The sequence below is a fragment of the Buchnera aphidicola (Melanaphis sacchari) genome (assembly GCF_003096055.1).
In the GTDB taxonomy this organism is placed as follows: domain Bacteria; phylum Pseudomonadota; class Gammaproteobacteria; order Enterobacterales; family Enterobacteriaceae; genus Buchnera; species Buchnera aphidicola_P.
On the sequence record NZ_CP029161.1, the window covers coordinates 161,763 to 183,863 of the forward strand.

20 protein-coding genes are annotated in these 22,101 nt (G+C 25.1%); 13 read left to right on the top strand and 7 right to left on the bottom strand.

The features are described 5' to 3' along the window. Positions 1 to 11 precede the first annotated feature (11 nt). A complete protein-coding gene (gene gmk / locus DD681_RS00870; protein WP_158341138.1) occupies positions 12 to 635 on the top strand; it encodes a guanylate kinase in 624 nt (207 codons plus the stop codon). Positions 636 to 750: 115 nt separating this feature from the next. Here the strand turns inward: gmk and typA are convergent, their stop codons facing one another. Next, entirely contained in the window at positions 751 to 2,580 is a 1,830-nt protein-coding gene (gene typA, locus DD681_RS00875) for a translational GTPase TypA (protein WP_158341139.1), read from the bottom strand. A 166-nt stretch (positions 2,581 to 2,746) separates the two neighbouring features. On the opposite strand from typA, the gene yihA reads away from it, so the two are divergent. Further along, positions 2,747 to 3,355 carry a ribosome biogenesis GTP-binding protein YihA/YsxC gene (yihA, locus tag DD681_RS00880; RefSeq protein WP_158341140.1) on the top strand — a complete coding sequence of 203 codons (609 nt, stop codon included), beginning with the start codon at positions 2,747 to 2,749 and terminating at the stop codon, positions 3,353 to 3,355. A 36-nt stretch (positions 3,356 to 3,391) separates the two neighbouring features. Here the strand turns inward: yihA and DD681_RS00885 are convergent, their stop codons facing one another. Together DD681_RS00885 and DD681_RS00890 are read right to left on the bottom strand one after the other, a co-directional pair. Beyond that, the gene (locus DD681_RS00885) at positions 3,392 to 4,267 is read right to left on the bottom strand and encodes a 5'-3' exonuclease H3TH domain-containing protein (RefSeq protein ID WP_158341141.1); all 876 of its coding nucleotides are present in this window, start codon (positions 4,265 to 4,267) and stop codon (positions 3,392 to 3,394) included. 137 nt (positions 4,268 to 4,404) lie between these two features. Continuing rightward, positions 4,405 to 5,043, bottom strand: a complete 639-nt coding sequence (locus tag DD681_RS00890) for a thioredoxin domain-containing protein (RefSeq protein WP_158341142.1) — start codon at positions 5,041 to 5,043, stop codon at positions 4,405 to 4,407. A gap of 723 nt (positions 5,044 to 5,766) precedes the next feature. Between DD681_RS00890 and DD681_RS00895 the strand changes: the two genes are divergently transcribed. From DD681_RS00895 to queD, 11 genes are all read left to right on the top strand, one after another. Beyond that, on the top strand, positions 5,767 to 7,575 hold the full coding sequence (locus tag DD681_RS00895) for an assimilatory sulfite reductase (NADPH) flavoprotein subunit (protein WP_158341143.1): 1,809 nt from the start codon (positions 5,767 to 5,769) through the stop codon (positions 7,573 to 7,575). Continuing rightward, positions 7,575 to 9,275, top strand: coding sequence for an assimilatory sulfite reductase (NADPH) hemoprotein subunit (gene cysI / locus DD681_RS00900; protein ID WP_158341144.1), 1,701 nt, complete (start codon positions 7,575 to 7,577; stop codon positions 9,273 to 9,275). Before DD681_RS00895 ends, cysI begins: the two co-directional genes overlap by 1 nt. 12 nt (positions 9,276 to 9,287) lie before the next feature. Beyond that, a complete protein-coding gene (locus tag DD681_RS00905; RefSeq protein ID WP_158341145.1) occupies positions 9,288 to 10,016 on the top strand; it encodes a phosphoadenylyl-sulfate reductase in 729 nt (242 codons plus the stop codon). A 91-nt stretch (positions 10,017 to 10,107) separates the two neighbouring features. Next, complete coding sequence (gene cysG, locus DD681_RS00910; RefSeq protein WP_158341146.1) at positions 10,108 to 11,523, top strand: siroheme synthase CysG; 1,416 nt, start codon at positions 10,108 to 10,110, stop codon at positions 11,521 to 11,523. 15 nt (positions 11,524 to 11,538) lie between these two features. After that, positions 11,539 to 12,447 (top strand): sulfate adenylyltransferase subunit CysD, encoded by a 909-nt coding sequence (gene cysD / locus DD681_RS00915; protein ID WP_158341147.1) that lies wholly within the window; start codon positions 11,539 to 11,541, stop codon positions 12,445 to 12,447. Between the two features lie 15 nt (positions 12,448 to 12,462). After that, a complete protein-coding gene (gene cysN, locus DD681_RS00920; protein ID WP_158341148.1) occupies positions 12,463 to 13,872 on the top strand; it encodes a sulfate adenylyltransferase subunit CysN in 1,410 nt (469 codons plus the stop codon). Between the two features lie 17 nt (positions 13,873 to 13,889). Further along, positions 13,890 to 14,510: an adenylyl-sulfate kinase gene (gene cysC, locus DD681_RS00925; RefSeq protein WP_158341149.1), complete on the top strand. Its 621-nt coding sequence runs from the start codon at positions 13,890 to 13,892 to the stop codon at positions 14,508 to 14,510. Between the two features lie 38 nt (positions 14,511 to 14,548). Then, on the top strand, positions 14,549 to 14,773 hold the full coding sequence (locus DD681_RS00930) for a septum formation initiator family protein (protein ID WP_158341150.1): 225 nt from the start codon (positions 14,549 to 14,551) through the stop codon (positions 14,771 to 14,773). A 35-nt stretch (positions 14,774 to 14,808) separates the two neighbouring features. After that, positions 14,809 to 15,519 (top strand): 2-C-methyl-D-erythritol 4-phosphate cytidylyltransferase, encoded by a 711-nt coding sequence (ispD, locus tag DD681_RS00935; protein WP_158341151.1) that lies wholly within the window; start codon positions 14,809 to 14,811, stop codon positions 15,517 to 15,519. Between the two features lie 16 nt (positions 15,520 to 15,535). Continuing rightward, entirely contained in the window at positions 15,536 to 16,009 is a 474-nt protein-coding gene (gene ispF / locus DD681_RS00940) for a 2-C-methyl-D-erythritol 2,4-cyclodiphosphate synthase (protein ID WP_158341152.1), read from the top strand. Positions 16,010 to 16,138: 129 nt separating this feature from the next. Continuing rightward, on the top strand, positions 16,139 to 16,501 hold the full coding sequence (queD, locus tag DD681_RS00945) for a 6-carboxytetrahydropterin synthase QueD (RefSeq protein ID WP_158341540.1): 363 nt from the start codon (positions 16,139 to 16,141) through the stop codon (positions 16,499 to 16,501). 10 nt (positions 16,502 to 16,511) lie between these two features. Here the strand turns inward: queD and queE are convergent, their stop codons facing one another. From queE to glnS, 4 genes are all read right to left on the bottom strand, one after another. Further along, on the bottom strand, positions 16,512 to 17,171 hold the full coding sequence (gene queE, locus DD681_RS00950; protein WP_158341153.1) for a 7-carboxy-7-deazaguanine synthase QueE: 660 nt from the start codon (positions 17,169 to 17,171) through the stop codon (positions 16,512 to 16,514). Positions 17,172 to 17,256: 85 nt separating this feature from the next. Then, entirely contained in the window at positions 17,257 to 18,561 is a 1,305-nt protein-coding gene (gene eno / locus DD681_RS00955) for a phosphopyruvate hydratase (RefSeq protein WP_158341154.1), read from the bottom strand. Further along, entirely contained in the window at positions 18,554 to 20,218 is a 1,665-nt protein-coding gene (locus DD681_RS00960) for a CTP synthase (protein ID WP_158341155.1), read from the bottom strand. The genes eno and DD681_RS00960 overlap by 8 nt, the downstream gene beginning before the upstream one ends. Before the next feature lie 133 nt (positions 20,219 to 20,351). Continuing rightward, positions 20,352 to 22,040: a glutamine--tRNA ligase gene (gene glnS, locus DD681_RS00965; protein WP_158341156.1), complete on the bottom strand. Its 1,689-nt coding sequence runs from the start codon at positions 22,038 to 22,040 to the stop codon at positions 20,352 to 20,354. Between the last annotated feature and the right edge of the window lie 61 nt (positions 22,041 to 22,101).

The following is a 22,101-nucleotide window of genomic DNA, read 5'->3' on the forward strand; positions in this document are numbered from 1 at the left end:
TTTAAAATATCATGTCTCAAGGTATTCTTTTTATTATTTCAGCTCCAAGTGGAACAGGAAAATCCAGTTTAATTGAAGGATTGTTAAAAACACAGTGTTTATGTAATATTCAAGTATCTATATCTCATACAACTAGATTAATGAGACCTGGTGAATCTCATGGAAAACATTATTATTTTATTTCTAAAAAACAATTTTTAGTAATGATTAAGCAAGAGTCTTTTTTAGAATACGCTAAAGTTTTTAATAATTATTATGGAACTTCACGAAAATTTATTGAAGATATGTTGTACTCTGGTATTGATGTTTTTCTTGATATTGACTGGCAAGGCGCTAATCAGATTCGGTATAAAATGCCAAAATCAAAAAGTATTTTTTTATTACCTCCTTCTAAAGATGTTTTATATAAAAGACTTCAAAAAAGAGGACAGGATAGCGATATAGTAATTTCAAAAAGAATGGAAAAAGCTGTGGATGAAATGAATCATTACGAGGATTATGATTATTTAATTATTAATGACGATTTTCAAAAAGCTATAAATGATTTAAAAACAATTATCATTTCAGAGCATTTATGTTTATTTCGTCAACAAAAAAAATATAATTCTTTAATTAATCAGCTATTAAAAAATTAATTTTTAAAAATTATTTCCATTAATAATTTTATTAAAAATTTTTATTTTTTAAATTATTTATATAATTCTATTGCTCAAATAGAATTATATAATTAATATATGTATGAAAATATTTTTAATTAAGTACTTTTTTTTTACTTCTATTATCTTTTTTTCGTTCATTTTCTTTTAAATAACGTTTTCTTAAACGTATTGATTTAGGTGTTATTTCTACTAATTCGTCATCGTTAATAAAAGATAATGCTTCTTCTAACGTAAATTTTTTAAATTTTGTTAGAACTATTGCTTCGTCCGTTCCTGAAGCTCTCATATTAGTAAGCTTTTTCCCCGTTAAGCAATTAACAGTTAAGTCATTAGAGCGATTATGTAATCCAATGATCTGTCCTTCGTAAACCTGCATTCCATGTCCTAAAAATAATTTTCCTCTTTCTTGTAAATTAAAAAGCGCAAAACCAACTGTCGTTCCTGTGCTATTTGATATTAAAACTCCATTTTTTCTTTGTCCGATCTCATTATTTTGACATTTTTTATAATTCATAAATGTTGAATGACAAATTCCTGTTCCCGAAGTAATGCTCATAAACTCTATTCGAAAACCAATTAATGCTCTAGTAGATATGATATATTCAAGTCGAACTCTTTTATTTTTATCTACAATCATATTTTTTAGTTCACCTTTTCTTTCTCCTAAAAATTGCATAATCTTACCTTGGTGTTTTTCTTCAATATCTAAAATAAGAGTTTCAAATGGTTCTTTTTTGATACCATTAATTTCTCGAAAAATTATTTTAGGTCGAGATACTTGTAATTCAAATCCTTCACGGCGCATGTTTTCTATTAATATAGATAAGTGTAATTCTCCTCTCCCAGAAACAGAAAACGTATTTGTGTCTTGTGTTTGTTTTACTTCTAATGCTATATTATTCATAGTTTCTTTTTTCAGTCTTTCTAATATCTGACGCGATGTAATATATTTACCTTCTTTTCCTGCAAACGGGGAAGTATTGACTGAGAAAAACATATTTATTGTTGGTTTATCTATATTTAATACAGGTAAAGGTTCTAAATGATCTGGATGACAAATGGTTTCAGATATATTTAATACGTCAAGTCCTGTAATTGCTATTATGTCGCCAGCTATTCCTTTTTCTATTTCTAATCGTTTTAAACCGAAATAATTCAATACTTTATTAATTTTTCCATTTCTATAATTACCTTTAGAATCTATAATCGTTACTGTATCGTTAGGTTTAACACAACCTTGTTTAATTCGACCTATTCCTATCGAACCTAAATAATTACTATAATCAAGTTGTGAAATCTGCATTTGAAATTTTTTTTCAGGATTTACTTCAGGTGCTGGAACGTATTTAATAATAGCTTCATATAGTGGAACCATATTATTTTTCATGTCAAAATAATTTATTCCAGATTTCCCTAGAATTGCAGAAGTATATATAACAGGAAAATCAAGTTGCGTTTCATTAGCATCAAGATTAATAAACAAGTCAAATATTTGATCTACAACCCAATTAGGTCGTGCATTTGATCGGTCAATTTTATTAATTACTACAATAGGATTTAAACCATATTTAAATGCTTTTTGCGTTACAAATCTTGTTTGAGGCATAGGTCCATCTGATGCATCTACTACTAATAGCACCGAATCTACCATCGACATTACTCTTTCTACTTCACCTCCAAAATCAGAATGACCCGGGGTATCAACTATATTAATTTTATATTTATTCCATTGAATAGAAGTATTTTTAGATAATATTGTAATTCCTCGTTCTTTTTCTAAATCATTAGAATCCATAATCCGTTCTTTTTTTTCTTCGTGTTTTTTAAAAGTACCTGATTGTTGCAATAATTGGTCAAGCAATGTAGTTTTTCCGTGATCGACGTGCGCTATAATCGCAATGTTTCTTATTTTTTGATGCATTTTATTTCCTTGAAAATTTTATTTTAAAAAATTTTTTATTTTCTATGTATTGCGTATACTACAATAAAAATACTTTTATGGTATAATAAAAAGTATAATAAAATTTATTATTTTGAATAAATTAATATTCTAAAATTTTTTTATTGATATAAATTAAGGTAAAATTTTGATAGTTTTGAACTATAAAAAAACATTTTTTTTGAAGAGTGTATCTAAAATATCTGACATAAAAATGTCATATGGCATTGAAGTTGCATTTATTGGATATTCTAATTCAGGGAAGTCCAGCGCTATTAATGCATTGACTAATCAAAAAAAAATAGCGCGTTTTAGTAAAATGCCCGGTCGTACTCAATTAATTAATTTTTTTAAGATAACTTCTGATTTTAGAATTGTGGATTTACCAGGATATGGGTATTCTCAAGCTCCAATATCAATAAAATTAAAATGGGAAAAAATATTATTTAATTATTTAGAGAAAAGAAAAAACTTAAAAGCTTTAGTTTTACTTATGGATATCAGACATCCCTTGAAAGTTTTTGACTATGATATAATTAACATTTCAATTAATTTAAAAATTCCAATTTTATTATTACTTACCAAATGCGATAAGCTTACAACATCTAAGCAAAAAATTCAATTTAACTCAGTGTGTAAAAAAGTCAAACAATTTTCTAATATTAACCGTGTTATATTATTTTCATCGTTAAAAAAAATCGGTGTTCAAAAACTTCGATTAACTTTAGATAATTGGTATAATCAATATTGTGAGTAAATACCCAATTTTTAATTAGTATTAAAAGAAGTTTTTTTAAAAATATTTTTTTTTAATTTCATATTTTTTGATAAAATCAGATAATTTTTTTGAAAAATACAGTTTTTCTAATTTTATTTCCGAAGAATTTATAGAAATAGGAAGATTTAATTGTATTTTAGCCAGTTTATAGGAAAGAAAAGCTATTTTTTTATATTTTTTTAATTGAATTTCTACATTTTTTGAATTTCTAAAAGTTAGAAACTTTATTTTTTCAATATTATTATAAATGTTCTTAATATTAGAAAATTTTTTCAGCAAAAATAAGGCAGTTTTAATTCCAATTTTTGGAATTCCCGGAATATTATCAGAAACATCTCCCATAAGTGCTAACAAGTCAATAAATTCTTTTGGTTGAATACCATATTCTTCCTTTATTTTTTTTGCATCAATTATCATAGATTTACCTGTATGAAATATGTGAATATTATTTGTTACAAGTTGTAACATGTCTTTATCATGACTAATAATTAAGACTTTTTCTCCTTCTTTTTCTAGTTTATGAGCAAAACTGCCAATAAGATCATCTGCTTCTATACCTGGAGTATTCAAAGTTTTAATCCCAATAGTTTTGAGTATTTTAAAAAGAGGTAAAATTTGTACGTGAAGACTTGGAGGCATAGGTAATCTGTTATTTTTATATTCTTTGAATATTTTATTTCTAGAAGTTTTTTTAGATGAATCAAATATAACAATTATTTTTTCAGTATTAGGATATTTTTTTAAGATATTTTCTATCATTTTTAACATTCCATATATCGCTCCAAATGAATTTTCTTCTTTGGTGTTGAGTTTTTGGAATGTAAAATATGAACGATAAAGATACAAATTTCCATCTATTATAATGGTGGGGTTTTTTTTAATAAAATACATTTTATTTTTAATAGAAATTTAATGAGTTTAATAGAGTAACTTAATTTTTTTAAAACTATTATTTTAAATAGATACTAAAAAATAGTATCTAAATATACAAATTAATATTTAAGTATATAAATTTTTAATTTTTAAGATCAATTTTTATCTTTTAATAGTAAAAAGTAAATTAATTTTAAAAAATTTTTAGAAAATTCTTTTTTAAAATAAAATTCTAATTTATAGTAATCAATTAAATATTTATTATTTATTAATATCACAGGAATGCGATTTATATTCATTTTTTTAATTTTATTATTGTTTTTATTTGTTAGTATTTGAATTGAAAAACTATTTAAAAATTTATTATATTGATTTTCGCTAATTTTAGATTTTTCTAAAAATATTTTTTTAATATCATTAATATTTTTTATTGTATGACTTTTATGAATTCCTTCAAAAATTGGCATTAAGATTTTTTCTTCTATCTTCATTTGTTGCGCCATTATCCAAGATTTTGTTAATTCTTCTCCAAATTTATCTCCTGAAAAGTTAATATGATAACTGTATTTTTTTAAATGTAGTATATATATATTTTTTATTAAATTTTTAATATAATGTATTTTTTCAAATTCATAACAATATGGGCAAAAAAAGGAAAAAAATTCTTCTAATTTAGGATGATTAGAGATGTTCTTATTTATGGTTTCGTATTCTTTATTATTAGAAAAATTATTTGCTTGTGCATTATAAAAAAATAGCATACTACTACATAAAATAATTAGTATTTTTTTCATTTTTATTTCAATTTATTCGTCACGTTTTATTTGTATTTTTTAATAATAATTTATTTAATTAAATATTTTTTAAAAATATAATTGTTAATATTTTATAAAGAAAATTATATTTATATGATATTAAGTGTAGCCTAAATAATTACTAAATTAGTAATGTATTTTATTAGATAATAAAATTTAAAATATTCATAATAAAAATTTTATTTTTTTAAGTTTTACAAATATTTTAATAATTAACATTATTAATAATATTATTTTTTATGGACATTATTAATAATAACAAAAAATTTTACCACATTTAATATTACTTTTTAATGAATTTTAAAAATAATATATTTGATGATTGATTTAGAACTTAATAGTTAATAAAAATTTATATTTTTTTAACTACAAAAATTAAATTTTCAGAGAGGAAAAAATTTAAGTTTTTTAATAATTTATATTTTATATAAAAGTATTGTTAAGTGTTTTAGATTCTTAATATTTTTAATTTTTTTAAATTTAGTTAATAATTTTTTAATATAAAAAATATTTTTTAGGTTATTTTTAATTTAATTTTTTTATTTTTAAGAAATTTTATCTATCAAAAAAAGATATTAGCGTTATTTAAAAAGATAAAAATCTTTATTTAATATTTAAATTTTTATAGTAGCTAAAAATTTATAATTTCTGTAAATTATACTAATTTAGTTATTTAATAATATAATTTGGATATTAAGCATAATGAAAAATAAAAATTCATTTAATTTTGAATTTCCTTTTGATTCAGAGAAAGTAGATATTTTAAAGACAATTGAAAAAAATTGTTCTGATATTCAATGCGCTTGGCTTTCAGGATATTTTTGGAATCTATCTAATCAAAAATCTACTTTATTGAAAAAAAAAAATAATTTGTTTGATCTTCAAGAAAATTCAAAAAAATCAATTACTATTATTTCTGCTTCTCAAACGGGCAACGCTAAATTACTTTCCGAACGTCTTAGTAAGTATTTAAATATTAATGATAAAAAAACTGTTTTAAAAAACGCATCTGATTATAATTTTAAAAAAATTAATCATGAAAGATTTTTAATATTAATTGTTTCTACTCATGGTGAAGGCGAACCTCCAGAAGAAGCGTTATCGTTATATAGATTTGTTATGTCAAAAAAATCTCCTAAATTAAATAATTTATATTATAGTGTATTTGGATTAGGTGATGTATCTTATAATTTATTTTGTCAAGCAGCAAAAGATTTTGATAAAAGATTAGAAGCATTAGGAGCCAAACGTTTATTAAAAAGAATAGATGCCGATATTGAATATGAAAAAAAATACCTTATATGGTCTAAAGAATTACTGATATCTTTAAATAAAAACCAAAAAAATTTATCTACTTCAATTAATTTTTCTCACAAAAATGCTCAAGAAAAGTCAAATATATATACAAAAAATAATCCTGTTCTTGCCATTCTGTCTGTCAATCAAAAAATTACTGGTCGTAATTCTATTAAAGATATTCGTCATATTGAATTAGATATAAAAGAAAAAAATTTTTATTATGAACCTGGCGATGCTATTGGAGTATGGTATCAAAATAGTGATGAATTAATAGAGAGATTATTAAAATCGTTGTCCATAAAAATGGATAATAAAGTAACATTTAATCATTCTTTGATTACCATTTTTGATGTTTTAAAAAAACATTTTGATATTACTACTAATACTAAAGATATTGTGAAAAAATATAGTAATATTACAAAAAATAAATTCTTAGAAAAGATGATATTAGATCCTAATAAATTAAAAAATTATGTAAAAAATATTCCTTTGGTTCAAATGATATATGATTTTCCTAAAGATTTATCTTGTGAGGAATTACTTAGTATTTTGAGACCTTTAACTCCAAGATTATATTCTATTGCTTCATCACAATCTGAAATATTTTACGAAGTTCATATTACCGTAGGAATTATAAAAAAGTTTATTGATAATTTTTTATATTTAGGAGGGGCTTCTGGTTATTTATCGCATTATTTAAAAATTGATGATTCATTAAAAATTTTTGTTAAAAAAAATAATAATTTTAGATTGCCTAAAGATAAAAGTGCGTCAATTATTATGATTGGATCAGGAACAGGAATTGCTCCATTTCGAGCGTTTATGCAACATAGAGATAACGATTGCTCAACAGGTAAAAATTGGATTTTTTTTGGAAATCCTAATTTTACTGAAGATTTTTTATATCAAATAGAATGGCAAAGGTACTTAAAAAATGGAGTTTTAAATAAAATGAGTTTAGCATGGTCACGAGATCAAAAAAATAAAATATACGTACAAGATAAGATGAAAGAAAATAGTCGAGAAATATGGGAATGGATAAAAAGTGGTGCTTATTTATATATTTGTGGTGATGCTTCTTATATGGCTAAAGATGTAGAAAATACATTATTAAATATATTTCAGAAAAATGGTAATATGGATTTAGAAAAATCTAATGAATTTTTAGATTATTTAAGAATAAATAAACGTTATCAAAGAGATGTGTATTGATGAAAACAATTAAACAATTATCAAAACAGTGTACTCCAGAAGAATATATTAAGAAAAATAGCAATTATCTTCGAGGAACTATCTCTGAGGATTTAAAAAACAATATTACTAATGGCTTTACTGGAGATAATTTTTCTCTTATTCGTTTTCATGGCATGTATCAACAAGATGATCGTGATTTAAGAAAAGAACGTAATATGCAAAAATTAGAACCTCGTTACGCAATGATGCTTCGTTGTCGCTTACCTGGGGGAGTGATTTCTGCTAAAAAATGGTCTAAAATTGATTTTTTTGCTAGCAAAAAAACGTTATATGGTACGATTAGATTAACAAATCGTCAAACTTTTCAATTTCATGGTATTTTAAAGAAACATCTAAAAAATGCTCATAAAATGTTACATGAAATTGAACTAGATTCCTTAGGGACAGCTAACGATGTAAATAGAAATGTTCTTTGCACATCTAATCCTAAACAGTCTTTAATACATCAGCAATGTTATTCTTTAGCTCAAGAAATTTCAAACTTTTTATTACCTCAAACGAAAGCATATGCTGAAATTTGGTTAGATAAAGAAAAAATAGCTACTACAGATAAAGAGCCAATTTTAGGAAAAACTTATTTGCCAAGAAAGTTTAAAACGACCATAGTTATACCACCATATAATGATGTAGATTTATATGCAAATGATATGAACTTTGTTGTTATTGTTGAAAATAATGAAATTATTGGATGTAATGTTTTGGTAGGTGGTGGTTTATCATTTACTCATGGAAATAAAAGAACATGGCCTTTTCTTGCAAGTGCATTAGGTTATATCAGCATTGATAAGATCATATCAGTTACTAAAGCTATAGTGACAACACAAAGAGATTGGGGCAATCGAACTGATCGAAAGAATGCAAAAACAAGATACACTATAGAAAAATTTGGATTTAATGCTTTTAAAGAAGAAGTAGAGAAAAGAGCAAATATTATTTTTGAACCTGTTCGTTCTTATCATTTTATAGAAAGAGGTGATTTGTTTGGTTGGAAAAAAAGTATCAATAATGATTGGAGTTTGACATTATTTATTCAAAATGGACGTATATATGATTATGGTGATCAATTTATTAAGTCAGGTTTGTCAAAAATAGCTAGTTTTCATACAGGTAATTTTAGATTGACATCAAATCAAAATATAATTATTTCTGAAGTATCTGATGATAATAAAAAAAAGATAGAAGAAATTGCTAAATCATATGGATTAGTAAAAAAAATTAGCAAATTACGAGAAAATTCAATGTCTTGCGTGTCTTTTCCAACTTGTCCATTAGCAATGGCAGAAGCTGAGCGTATGTTGCCTAATTTTATTACTCAAATAGAACAGATCATGTTAAAATATAATGTAGAAAACGAAGTAATTATTTTTCGAGTTTCTGGTTGTCCTAACGGCTGTGGGCGATCTTTATTATCTGAAATAGGTTTAATTGGAAAATCTATTGGAAGATATAATATGTATATAGGTGGCAATAGAATAGGAAGTCGTATCGCTGGTATGTATAAAGAGAATATTACAGAAAAAGAAATATTATCTCATTTAGACTTTTTAATCGATAATTGGGCAAGCGATCGAAATATACAAGAAGATTTTGGGGATTTTGTTATTAGAAAAAAATTTGTAAAAAAAATTATTAATCCTATTCACGATTTTTGGAGTTGATAGTAATAAAAGATGTTTAACTATAAAAATATAAATTTATTTAATAATCAAAAAAAAAGAAAAATTTTACTTGAATTAAATGAATTAATGTCTACTTTTTCTGCGAAAAAACGTATATCTTGGTCATTAAGGAATTTGCCAACTGTGCATGTGATGTCATCTAGCTTTGGAATTCAATCGATAGTTTTATTACATCTCATGATTACAGAAAAATCGGATATTCCTATCATATTAATTGATACTGGATATTTATTTCCTCAGACTTATCAGTTTATTGATATGCTTACGAGAAAGTGGCATTTGAATATAAAAATTTTTCGATCTAAAATATCTCCAGCATGGCAAGAAGCTCGATATGGAAAATTATGGGAAAAAGGAATTGAAGGAATTGATTTTTATAATACTTTAAATAAAGTAAAACCTATGAACGTAGCTTTAAAAAAATTGTCAGTTAATACTTGGTTTTCTGGATTACGCCATGAACAGTCTAAGAGTCGGAGTTTATTGCCTTATGTTTCAATTAATAGAGGAATTTTTAAAATTCTTCCCATATTAGATTGGTCGAATCATAAGATAAATACATATTTAAAAGATAATAATTTAGACTATCATCCTTTATTTCAAGAAGGTTATGTTTCTATAGGAGATGTTCATACTACCAAAAAGTATAAAAAAGGAATGCTAGAAGAAGAAACTCGTTTTTTTGGATTAAAGCGTGAATGTGGTTTGCATAATAATTAATTTTAAAGAGTTTTTTAAAAAATTGCAATTTTAAATCAATATTTTTAAATATTAATATAAATTTTATTTTTTACTTTTTAGTAGGTTAAATGTGGATTATTTTCCAGCTTTTTTAGATTTAAAATATAAAAATGTTTTAGTTGTTGGGGCTGGAGAAGTAGCGTTGAATAAAATCAAACTATTACTGCGCACAAAGGCTATAATTAATATTATTTCGGAATGTATTTGTCAAGAAATTCAATGTTTTGTACAAAGAAAGAAAGTTTATTGGATTTCTAAAAAGTTTAGTAAGATTTATTTAAAAAAAACTTATTTAGTTATTGCTGCTACGAATGATACTAAATTAAATCAAAAAATATTTCAAATGTGTAATAATGCTTGTATCTTCGTCAATGTAGTTGATGATCAATCTAAGTGTTCCTTTATTTTTCCTTCCATTATTGATCGTTCTCCAATTGTATTAGCTATTTCTTCAAGTGGAAAAGCACCTATTTTATTACGATTATTAAGACAAAAAATAGAATCTATTTTACCTTCTAGATTAGGAGAAATAGCTGTAATTGCTGGGCAATGGAGATCGGTTGTAAAAAATTATTTTACTAGATTTTTAGATAGACGACGTTTCTGGGAAAAACTTCTTAACGGTCCCTTTTCTCAAAATGTAATTAATGGAAATATTAAAAAAGCAATCTCTATATTGAAAAAAACGATTAAGCAGCCTAGCGTTTTAATGGGAGAGATTATTTTAGTTGGTGCAGGTCCTGGAAACAGTGATTTATTGACTTTACGAGCGCTACAAGTTTTACAGGAAGCTGATGTAGTATTATATGACTGTTTGATTTCTAAAGATATTTTAGATCGTATTCGTCGAGATGCAAAATGTATTTGTGTTGGAAAGCGTGCTGGAAAAATAATAATTAACCAAACCCAAATTATTAAAATGTTAATTGAATTCGCAAAAGAAGGGAAAAAAGTAGTTCGTTTAAAAGGAGGAGATCCTTTTATATTTGGTCGTGGTGGTGAAGAATTGGAAGCTGCTAAAAGTGCTGGAATTTTAGTACAAATTGTTCCAGGCATTACAGCTGGAATTGGTATTGCAGCTTATACTGGAATACCGTTAACGCATCGTAATTATGCAAAAGGATTAATATTTATTACAGGACATAAATGTATTGATAAATTCGAAAATAATTGGTCTATCTTATCCGATCCTAATTATACATTAGTAGTTTATATGGGTAGTTTACAAATTATAGAAATTTCTCAAAAACTTATTTTTTACGGTTGCAAAAAATCTACGCCAATAGCGTTAATTAGTCAAGGTACTACTATAAATCAAAGGGTAGTTATAGGAAAGTTAGGTGAGACTAGTAATATGATTAAGAACATTACTACTCCATCTTTATTAATAATAGGAAGAGTAGTTTTACTACATGAAAAATTAAAATGGTTTAATTTATCTAATAGATCAAACAATATTAAGAATATTTATTCTGTAATAGATTAGATCGAAGGAAAATAAATGTTTAACAAAAGCACTACTCATTTACGTCAATTAGAATCAGAAAGTATCTACATTTTTCGAGAAGTAATAGCTGATTTTAAAAATCCTGTTATGCTTTATTCCCTTGGAAAAGATTCTTCTGTAATGTTACATTTAGCTAAAAAATCTTTTTATCCAGGTAGTTTACCTTTTCCTTTATTGCATATTGATACTGGATGGAAATTTAAGGAAATGTATGATTTTAGAGATTATATAGTTAAAAATTTTAAAATTGAATTAATTGTTCATTTAAATAAGAAAGGAAAAGCGCTTGGTTTAGATCCTTTTAAGGATGGTGGTTCAAAATATACTGAAATAATGAAAACTGAAGCATTAAAAGAAGCAATAAATAAATATGAATTTGATGCTGCTTTTGGAGGAGCTAGGCGAGACGAGGAAAAATCACGATCTAAAGAACGCATTTATTCGTTTCGAGATTCATTTCATCAATGGGATCCCAAAAAACAACGCCCAGAATTGTGGTGGAATTATAATGGTGAAATTAATAAGGGAGAAAATATGCGTATTTTCCCTCTTTCAAATTGGACTGAATTAGATATCTGGCAGTATATTTTTTTAGAGAATATTAAAATTGTTCCGCTGTATTTTTCTGATATCCGTCCAGTTTTAAAAAGAAATGGATCGTTACTAGTAATTAATGATGAACGTATTAATATTAGTTCAAAAGAAAAAATAACCAAAAAAATGGTAAGGTTTAGAACCTTGGGTTGCTGGCCTTTAACAAATGCAATAGAATCAACAGCAAAAACTATACCTGATATCATTTTAGAAATGTTATCAGTTAAAACTAGTGAGCGAGTAGGTCGAACAATTGATCAAGATCAAAAAAATTCCATGGAATTTAAAAAAAGACAAGGTTATTTTTAAAAGGCCAAATATTAAATGAGTGATATTAAAAAAATTAATTCGTATAACAGTTTTAAAACTTGGTTAATTTTAAACGAAAAGAAAATTTTATTAAAATTTTTAACATGTGGTAGTGTAGATGATGGAAAAAGTACTTTAATTGGTCGTTTATTGCATGATACAAAACAGATTTATGAAGATCAGTTATTCTCTTTAAAGAATGATAGCAGACGTCATGGAACGCAAGGACAAGAGATAGATTTAGCACTTATAGTAGACGGACTTCAATCAGAAAGAGAGCAAGGTATTACAATTGATGTAGCATATCGTTATTTGTCTACTGATAAAAGAAAATTCATTATTGTAGACACGCCCGGTCATCAACAATATACACGCAATATGGTAACAGGAGCATCTACATGTGATCTTTCTATTTTATTAGTAGATGCAGAAAAGGGTTTGTCTGAACAAACTTATAGACATGCTTTTATTTCTGCATTGTTAGGAATTAAATATTTAATTGTTGCTGTAAATAAAATGGATTTAGTAAAATATAAAGAAAAAATATTTTTTGAAATACAGAAAAAATTTCTTCTTTTTTCAAAAAAAATTAATAAAAATTTAAAATTTTTTTTTATTCCTATATCTGCATTAACTGGAGAAAATATTGTTTTTAAAAGTAAAAATATGCTTTGGTACCAAGGTTCAACACTATTAAATTTTTTAGAAACGGTAGAAATTGATGATTTATCTAATTCTGAAAAAATTAGATTTTTAGTGCAGTATATCAATCGACCTAATTCAAATTTTCGAGGATATTCAGGTATTTTAGTATCTGGAAAAATGTACGTAGGGCAAAAAATTAAAATATTACCTGAAAATATTTTTTCATATATTTCTCGTATTTTAATATTTGATAAAGATGTAAAAAAAGCAGATTCTGGAGAATCTATTACAATTGTTTTAAAAGATGAAATTGATATTTCACGCGGAGATTTTTTTGTAAATACTGATTCCAAATTAAAACCTGTTCAAGAAGCTATTGTTGATATTGTTTGGATGGATAATAATCCTTTAAAAATAGGACAATCGTACAAAGTTAAAATATCAGGGAAAAAAACTCGTATTTATGTTAAAGAAATTTTATTTAAAATAGATGTCAATACGTTAGTTAAGGAAGAAACTAATATTCTTATGTTGAATAATATTGGAAGAATAAAAATTTTATTTACTGAACCAATGATTTTTGATGATTATATTAAAAATAAAGTAACAGGTAATTTAATTTTTATTGATTTCCTACAAAATACTACTGTAGCCGCTGGAATGATCAAAAAGTCTGTAAAAAATAAAGAAAGCAATGTTTATAATACAAAAAAAGATTTTGAATCAGATTTATATAATTTAATTGTAAAATATTTCCCACATTGGAATATAAAAAGATAGATAAGGTTTTATTTAAAATGAATAATATTTTAAAAAAAAATATTGTTTGGCATAATAGCTCTATAACACGTTCTATGCGTGAGAAAAGAAATGGTCATAAAGCAATAGTAATTTGGTTTACGGGATTATCGGGATCTGGAAAATCCAGCATTTCTAATTATTTAGAAGAGATTCTTTTTAAGAATAATATTCATACTTGCTTACTAGATGGAGATAATATTAGATTTGGTTTATCCTCTAATTTAGGATTTGATATTTTAGAGCGAGATGAGAATATCAGACGTATTGGAGAAGTAGCTAAATTAATGATAAATATAGGAATGATAGTCTTAATATCGGTAATTTCTCCGTATAAAAAACAACGATTTTCTATTTTAGAAATGTTAGGAAAAAAAAATTTTTTAGAAATATTTGTTAATACTCCTATTGAAGTTTGTAAACAACGAGACCCTAAAAAATTATATAAAAAATCTCTTTTAGGTAAAATATCAAATTTCACTGGTATTAATTCTATATATGAGGTTCCAGAAAATCCAGATCTTGTTTTAGATGGAACGATGCCATTAAAAAATAATGCAAAAAAAATAATTAAAATTTTATATAGAAATAATATTATATCTTTTTTGAATATAAATTAAATGTCTTTATTTTAAATAAAAACTATTTAGAGTGATGTATGAAAATATTAAAAATATTTCTATTTTTTTTATTGTTTTTATTGCAGTATTCTCTTTGGATTGGAAAAAATGGTATTTTAGAATATATCAGTATTTATAAAAAAATTATTATTCAAAAAAAAAAAAATAAAGAAATTGAAGAAAAAAATAATCAACTAATCTTAGAAATTCAACGCTTAAATGATAAAATTAAAAATTGTAAAGATAAATCTTGCATTCATTAAAATTTTTTTTAAGTAACCCTTTTATTAGATAAACAATGAGGTTAATTCATTCATTGAAATTAAATACTATAGCAATAGTACCGGCTGCAGGAATAGGAAGAAGAATGCTATTAAATTTTCCTAAGCAATATATAAAAATTAGAAATAAAACAATTATTGAATATACACTAGAAACTTTATTATCACATCCTAATATTACTCGCATTATTGTAAGTGTGCATCAAGAAGACATTTTTTTTCATAAATTGCCTATATCATCGCATTTTCGTGTTTTATCAGTAATTGGTGGACAAAAAAGAATAGATTCTGTTCTATCTGGATTAGCTATTGCAAAAGAAGTAGATTGGATTATGATTCATGACGCAGTACGTCCTTGTTTGACTTATAAAGATTTAGATAAATTAATTGATTTAGCTCAAAAAAATAAATTTGGCGGAATTTTAGCTAGACCTTTATATGACACTATTAAATATGTTTCTAAAAAAAACAAGAAAGTACTTTATACACTACCTCGAAAAAATTTGTGGCGTGCTTTAACTCCGCAACTATTTCCAATAGATTTATTACGATTTTGTTTACAAAAAATTATTAAAGACAAAGTAGATATAACAGATGAATCATCAGCATTAGAGTATTGTGGATATAGCCCTTTAATAATCATGGGAGGTGAAGAAAATATTAAAGTAACTTCTCCCGAAGATATTTTTTTTGTAGAATATTATCTCAAAAAATTATTTAATACTTAACAGAGATATATTAGTAATGAAAATTGGATACGGTTTTGATATTCATGCTTTTGGCGATGTAAAGCCTTTAATCATTGGAGGCGTTCAAATTCCACATCATCAAGGATTAATTGCTCATTCAAATGGTGATGTATTAGTTCATTCATTAATAGATGCATTATTAGGTGCTATGGCTATGGGTGATATAGGAACTTTTTTCCCTAGCAGCAATGAAATATATAAAAATATTGACAGCAGAGTTTTATTAAAAAATGTTTGGAAGATGATTCATGAAAAAAATTATTTTATATCTAATATTGATATTACAGTAATTGTTGAAACACCTAAACTTTCATCTCATATTTTTAATATGAGATCTAATATTGCATTAGATCTTAATACTAAAGTAGATAAAATTAGTATTAAAGCCACAACTTCTAAAATGATAGGTTCTATTGGCAGAAGAGAAGGTATAGCGTGTCATTCAATTGTGATGCTTTTAGAATTTTGAGCGCTTTTTCTAGGAATTTTTTGTATAAATTTTTAATAGTTAGTTATTAACTAATATACATTTAATTATATACAATATTTTATAAAAAATTTTTTCTATTTTTTTTAAAGGATCGATATCATGCAAGATATAAAAACTATTATTTTTAAAGATTTTCAATTTGAAGCTGCACATTACTTGCCGTTTGTTTCGAAAACACATAAGTGCAGACGATTACACGGTCATTCATTTTTTGTACGATTAGAAATTGAAAATATAATTGATAAAAAAACTGGTTGGATAATGGATTATTCGCATATTAAATTAGCTTTTAAACCTATTTATAAGCAACTTGATCATTATTTGTTAAATGATATACCTGGTCTAGAAAATCCTACAACTGAAGTTTTAGCACGTTGGATTTGGGTTCGTTTAAAACCAAATTTACCTTTTTTAAAAACTATTATCGTTAAAGAAACTTGTACTTCCGGATGTATTTATCAGGGTTTTTAAAATTCATTTTTTACCTTATTTGAAGATATTTATGTATTTGTATGGAAAGTCTCCAATTTTTTTCCGTACATTTTTTTATACATATTGCTAATGCTTTTTCATTTTGACTGATTGGTTGTAAAAAAATAAGATTATTTTTTCTTTTTTTTATCATATGCAAAATTTTTTTTAAATATAAAAAGTCTTGTTCGATTAAAATAGGAAATTTTATTTCGTTAGCACGCAATATTGAAGATTTTAACGTAGTTTTTTTTTGTTTAGGAGAAAGTGTAACCCAAGTATTTAATGAACATTCAATTAGTTCTGTACCACTAGTTTCTATTTGACAAAAGTATCCTTTTTCTTCAAGAAGTGTAGTTATATCTAACAAATTATACATACACGGCTCTCCTCCTGTAATAACAATGTGTTTGGCTGTCCATTTTAACTGTTTTATTATTAGAATAATATTTTGAGTTGTCATGTAACTCCATTTTTTATTTGATTTTTCTTTTTTAATTATTTCTTCATTAAGAATTTGGTTTTCATAAGAATTTTTCCATGTATATTTAGTATCGCACCATTCGCACGCTACTTTGCATCCTTGTAATCGAATAAAAATTGCAGGTGTTCCAATATAATAACCTTCACCTTGAATGGTTTGAAAAATTTCATTTACAGGGTATTTCATAATTTTACTCATTAATAAATTTTTTTAATGAAGAAACAGGTATATTTTTACAATACCTGATTCTTTATAAAGATATTTGTTTATTTTAAAAATGTAGTTTCATTTCCTTTAATCCATTAAAAGGAGCATTTTTTTCGCCTATTCTTTCTTCTATTCTAATAAGTTGATTATATTTTGAAGTTCTATCAGATCTACTCATAGAACCTGTTTTTATTTGTCCTGATGCAGTTCCAACAGCTAAATCTGCTATTGAAACGTCTTCTGTTTCACCCGAACGATGCGAGATAATAACATTATAGTTGAATTTTTTGGCCATTTGTATAGTTTTTATTGTTTCAGTTAATGTTCCGATTTGGTTTAGTTTAATTAAAATAGAATTTGCAATACCTTTTTTAATACCTTTTTTTAAAATATTGGTGTTAGTGACAAATAAATCATCTCCTACTAATTGTGTCTTTTTACCTAATATTTTAGTTTGATATAAAAATCCTTCCCAGTCAGACTCATGTTGTCCATCTTCTATAGAAAAAATAGGATATTTTTTACATAAACTTTCTAAATAATGTGTGAATTCTTTAGAAGTAAATTCTTGATTTTCTCCTTTTAAATAATACTTTTTTTTATTTTTATTGTATAGTTCTGAAGCAGCACAATCTATAGAAAATGTTATATCTTTTCCTAGTTTGTATTTAGTTTGATGTATTGCTTCTATGATCGTATCAAAAACTTCTCTATTAGAATTAAAATTGGGTGCATATCCTCCTTCATCACCTACAGTTGTGCTCATACCTTTATTTTTAAGAATTTTACCTAATGCATGAAATACTTCTGAACCGATGCGAATTGCTTGTTTAATTGATTTGGCATTAATTGGTTGAATCATAAATTCTTGTAAATCAATATTATTATTAGCATGTTTTCCCCCATTGATTATGTTAATCATTGGAAGAGGCATTGAAAATATGCCTGGTGTATTATTTAGCTCTGAAATATATTCATATAAAGGAATATTTTTAGAAGATGCAGCAGCTTTTGCAATTGCTAAAGATACTGATAGAATTGTGTTTGCACCTAATTTAGATTTATTACTAGTTCCATCTAAATCAATCATTATTTGATCAATATCGTTTTGATTTTGAGCATTTTTGTTTTTTAAAGCATGGTATATTTCATTATTAATAAATGAAATTGATTTTTTTACTCCTTTTCCCATAAATCTATTTTTGTCATTATCTCTTAATTCTAAGGCTTCTAATGTTCCTGTAGAAGCTCCAGAAGGAGATGACGCTATTCCAAAAAATCCTCCTTCAAGATGTACTTCAGACTCTATAGTTGGATTTCCGCGTGAATCTATTATTTCTCTACCTATTATTTTTAATATTTTAGCCATGTTCTATCCTATTTTTCAAAATTATTGTATTCTGATGTTTTTTCGCTGACTTTATAAAATCTATAAATAATGGATGTCCATCGCGTGGAGTAGATGTAAACTCTGGGTGAAATTGACAACCAATAAACCATGGATGATTTGAGATTTCTACTATTTCAACTGTATTATTATTTTCAGATATTCCAGCGATTTTTAAACCGTTTTTTTCTATTTTTTTTAATAAAAAATTATTTACTTCATAACGATGTCTATGTCTTTCTATGATAATATCTTTTGCGTATAATTTTCTAGATAAACTATTAATTAATAATTTACAAGGTTGATTTCCTAATTTCATAGTACCTTTTAACTTAGAAGTTTTTTTTGTTTTTTGATTAGTATAATTTTCTATATTATTTTTTTTGTTTTTAATTAAATGAATGACAGGAAATTTGCATTGAGGATCAAATTCTGTAGAATTTGCTTCTTTAATTCCTATAACATTTTGAGCAAATTCTATAATTGCTATTTGCATTCCTAAACAAATACCGAAGTATGGAATATTATTTTCTCGAGCATATTTTACAGATAGTAATTTTCCTTTTACTCCACGATCTCCAAAGCCACCTGGTATTAAAACGCCATTAAGATTTTTAAGTAATTTAAAATTTTTGTTTTCTATGTCTTGAGAGCTAATTAATTTTATATTAATTTTTACTTTATTTTTTAAACCTGCATGTTTTAAAGCTTCTACTACGGATTTATAAGCATCAGGTAATTTTACATATTTTCCAATTATACCAATAATAATTGTTTTTTTAGAGTTGTCTTCTTCATAAATTACTTTTTCCCATTCTTGTAAATTTGCTTCTGGGATTTTTAACTGAAAATATTCACAAATATAATCGTCTAACTTTTGGTCTTTAAGTAATTTTGGGATTTTATATATTGAATCAATGTCTTTTAAAGAAATTACAGCATTAACCGGAACATTACAAAACAATGCAATTTTTTCTCTTTCATTTATTGGAACAGTTTTTTGAGATCTGCAAATTAAAATATCTGGTTGTATTCCAATGGATAATAATTCTTTTACAGAATGTTGAGTTGGTTTAGTTTTAATTTCGCCAGCTGTTTTTATATAAGGAACCAGAGTTAAATGTATATAAATTACGTTCTTTCGACCAATATCAGACGCTAATTGTCGAATAGCTTCTAAAAAAGGTAAAGATTCAATGTCGCCGACAGTTCCTCCTATTTCTACAAGAATAATATTTTTATTTTGAGCACATCGAATAATTCTTTCTTTAATAGCATTTGTAATATGGGGTATAACTTGTATAGTTGCACCCAAATAGTCGCCTCTTCTTTCTTTTTTTAAAACTTCTGAGTAAATACTACCTGTAGTAAAATTATTTAAACAAGTCATTTTTGATCGAATAAATCGTTCATAGTGTCCCAAATCTAAATCAGTTTCAGCACCATCTTCAGTAACAAAAACTTCTCCATGTTGAATAGGGCTCATTGTTCCTGGATCGACATTAATGTAGGGATCTAATTTCATAATAGTTACTTTTAAATTTCGAGCTTCTAGTATGGCCCCCAATGAAGCCGCTGCAATTCCTTTTCCTAAAGACGATACTACACCACCAGTTATAAAAATATAGTTTGTAGTCATTCTAAGTATAAAATTTTTAGTTGAGATGAATAAATAATTTAAAGAAAATTTTTTCTTTAAATTGAATTTTTTAAAATGTGTATATTAAACATTAAATTTTTTACCAATATGTAAATAAAAAAATCATAATTTATTATGAATAGTTTTTTATATTTGAAGAATCTTTTAAACGAACTGTTTGATTAAATATCAAATGGTTTTTCTTTGAATCAATTTGATCAATACAAAAATAACCAATTCTTTCAAATTGAAAAAATAAGTTAGCAATATTATTTCCTATTTTGTTTTTTATTTTTTGAGCAATATTTATTTCAATAAAACCTTTTTTTATTATTAATGAATCAGGATTTAGAAAAGATAAAAAGTTTTCTTCTTGTTCAGGATTTTTTATATTAAATAATGAATTATATATTCTAAATTCTGCTGGGAATGAATGTTTTAATGAAATCCAGTGTATTACTGAAGGATTTTTTTTATTGCTTGGTTTTTTTCCTAATGTATTTAAATCACAAAAACATACTAAAGAAATAATATTTCCATTTTTATCTTTTTTTATTTTTTCTGCTTTTATTATGTATGAATATCGAAGACGAATTTCATGTCCAATTTTTAATCTTTTATATTTTTTATCGTATTTTTCTTTAAAATCTTTTCGTTCAATATATATAGTATTAGTAAAAAAAATTTCATGAGTACCTAAACTAGGATCATTTGGATGATTTGGGACAATAAGTTTCTTTACATAATTATCATCTATATTGTATAAAAATATTTTAATTGGATCTAGTACAGCCATTGTGCGCACAGATTTTTTATTTAATTCATTTCTGATACAATATTCTAACATAGAAAATTCTATTAAATTATTTTGTTTAGTAACGCCGATTTTTTTGCAAAACGTACGAATAGATGATGCTGTATATCCTCTTCTTCTCAAACCAGAAATAGTTTGTATTCTCGGATCATTCCATCCATTAATAATTTTTTTATCAATTAATATTGAAATTTTTCTTTTAGATAAAATAGAAAATTCTAAGTTTAATCTAGAAAATTCATATTGTTTCGGATAATGTGAAATGCTAGTATTTTTTAAAATCCAATTATATATTTTTTTATTATCTTGAAATTCTAATGTGCAAAAAGAATGTGTGATTTTTTCAATAGCATCAGAAAGGCAATGTGCAAAATCATACGTAGGATATATACACCATTTTTTTTTCGTTTGATGGTGCTCTTTAAAAATAATACGATATAAAACAGGATCTCTCATAATAATATAAGAAGATTGCATATTAATTTTAGCTCTTAAACATGCTTCTCCTTCACGGAAAAATCCTTTTTTCATTTTTTTAAATAGTTTTAAATTTTCTGAGATACTTCTATTTCTATAAGGACTATTTTTTCCTGGTTTTTTTAAAGTTCCCCTATATTCTTTAATTTCTTCTTTTGTAAGTTCATCGACATAAGCTAAGTTTTTTTTAATTAATTCTTTAGCATATTTATACAATATTAAAAAATGTTCTGAAGAATAGTGAATATTTCCATCCCATTTGTAACCCAGCCATTTTATATCGCGTTGAATAGATTTAATATATTGAGCATTTTCTTTAACTGGGTTTGTATCGTCGAAACGAAGATTGCAATATCCATTGTATAATTTTGCTATTTCAAAATTTAAGCATATTGATTTAGCATGTCCAATATGAAGATATCCATTAGGTTCTGGCGGAAAACGTGTACGCAATAATAAATTTTTATTTTTTTTAAGGTCTTTATTAATAATATTATGAAGAAAATTATTGCTATTGTTTTTTATATTCATTTTTTTCCTAAAATAATTTTTTTAAAGGGTTAATAATTTATAAAAAGTATTTTATTTTCAA

What these genes read in the sequence shown, in the direction of transcription:
- eno (WP_158341154.1), bottom strand. Translation starts at nt 18,561, where the DNA reads ATGGCTAAAATATTAAAAATAATAGGTAGAGAAATAATAGATTCACGC.
- DD681_RS00895 (WP_158341143.1), top strand. Translation starts at nt 5,767, where the DNA reads ATGAAAAATAAAAATTCATTTAATTTTGAATTTCCTTTTGATTCAGAG.
- typA (WP_158341139.1), bottom strand. Translation starts at nt 2,580, where the DNA reads ATGCATCAAAAAATAAGAAACATTGCGATTATAGCGCACGTCGATCAC.
- cysN (WP_158341148.1), top strand. Translation starts at nt 12,463, where the DNA reads ATGAGTGATATTAAAAAAATTAATTCGTATAACAGTTTTAAAACTTGG.
- ispF (WP_158341152.1), top strand. Translation starts at nt 15,536, where the DNA reads ATGAAAATTGGATACGGTTTTGATATTCATGCTTTTGGCGATGTAAAG.
- glnS (WP_158341156.1), bottom strand. Translation starts at nt 22,040, where the DNA reads ATGAATATAAAAAACAATAGCAATAATTTTCTTCATAATATTATTAAT.
- ispD (WP_158341151.1), top strand. Translation starts at nt 14,809, where the DNA reads ATGAGGTTAATTCATTCATTGAAATTAAATACTATAGCAATAGTACCG.
- DD681_RS00930 (WP_158341150.1), top strand. Translation starts at nt 14,549, where the DNA reads ATGAAAATATTAAAAATATTTCTATTTTTTTTATTGTTTTTATTGCAG.
- DD681_RS00960 (WP_158341155.1), bottom strand. Translation starts at nt 20,218, where the DNA reads ATGACTACAAACTATATTTTTATAACTGGTGGTGTAGTATCGTCTTTA.
- DD681_RS00890 (WP_158341142.1), bottom strand. Translation starts at nt 5,043, where the DNA reads ATGAAAAAAATACTAATTATTTTATGTAGTAGTATGCTATTTTTTTAT.
- DD681_RS00905 (WP_158341145.1), top strand. Translation starts at nt 9,288, where the DNA reads ATGTTTAACTATAAAAATATAAATTTATTTAATAATCAAAAAAAAAGA.
- cysD (WP_158341147.1), top strand. Translation starts at nt 11,539, where the DNA reads ATGTTTAACAAAAGCACTACTCATTTACGTCAATTAGAATCAGAAAGT.
- cysC (WP_158341149.1), top strand. Translation starts at nt 13,890, where the DNA reads ATGAATAATATTTTAAAAAAAAATATTGTTTGGCATAATAGCTCTATA.
- gmk (WP_158341138.1), top strand. Translation starts at nt 12, where the DNA reads ATGTCTCAAGGTATTCTTTTTATTATTTCAGCTCCAAGTGGAACAGGA.
- DD681_RS00885 (WP_158341141.1), bottom strand. Translation starts at nt 4,267, where the DNA reads ATGTATTTTATTAAAAAAAACCCCACCATTATAATAGATGGAAATTTG.
- queE (WP_158341153.1), bottom strand. Translation starts at nt 17,171, where the DNA reads ATGAAATACCCTGTAAATGAAATTTTTCAAACCATTCAAGGTGAAGGT.
- cysI (WP_158341144.1), top strand. Translation starts at nt 7,575, where the DNA reads ATGAAAACAATTAAACAATTATCAAAACAGTGTACTCCAGAAGAATAT.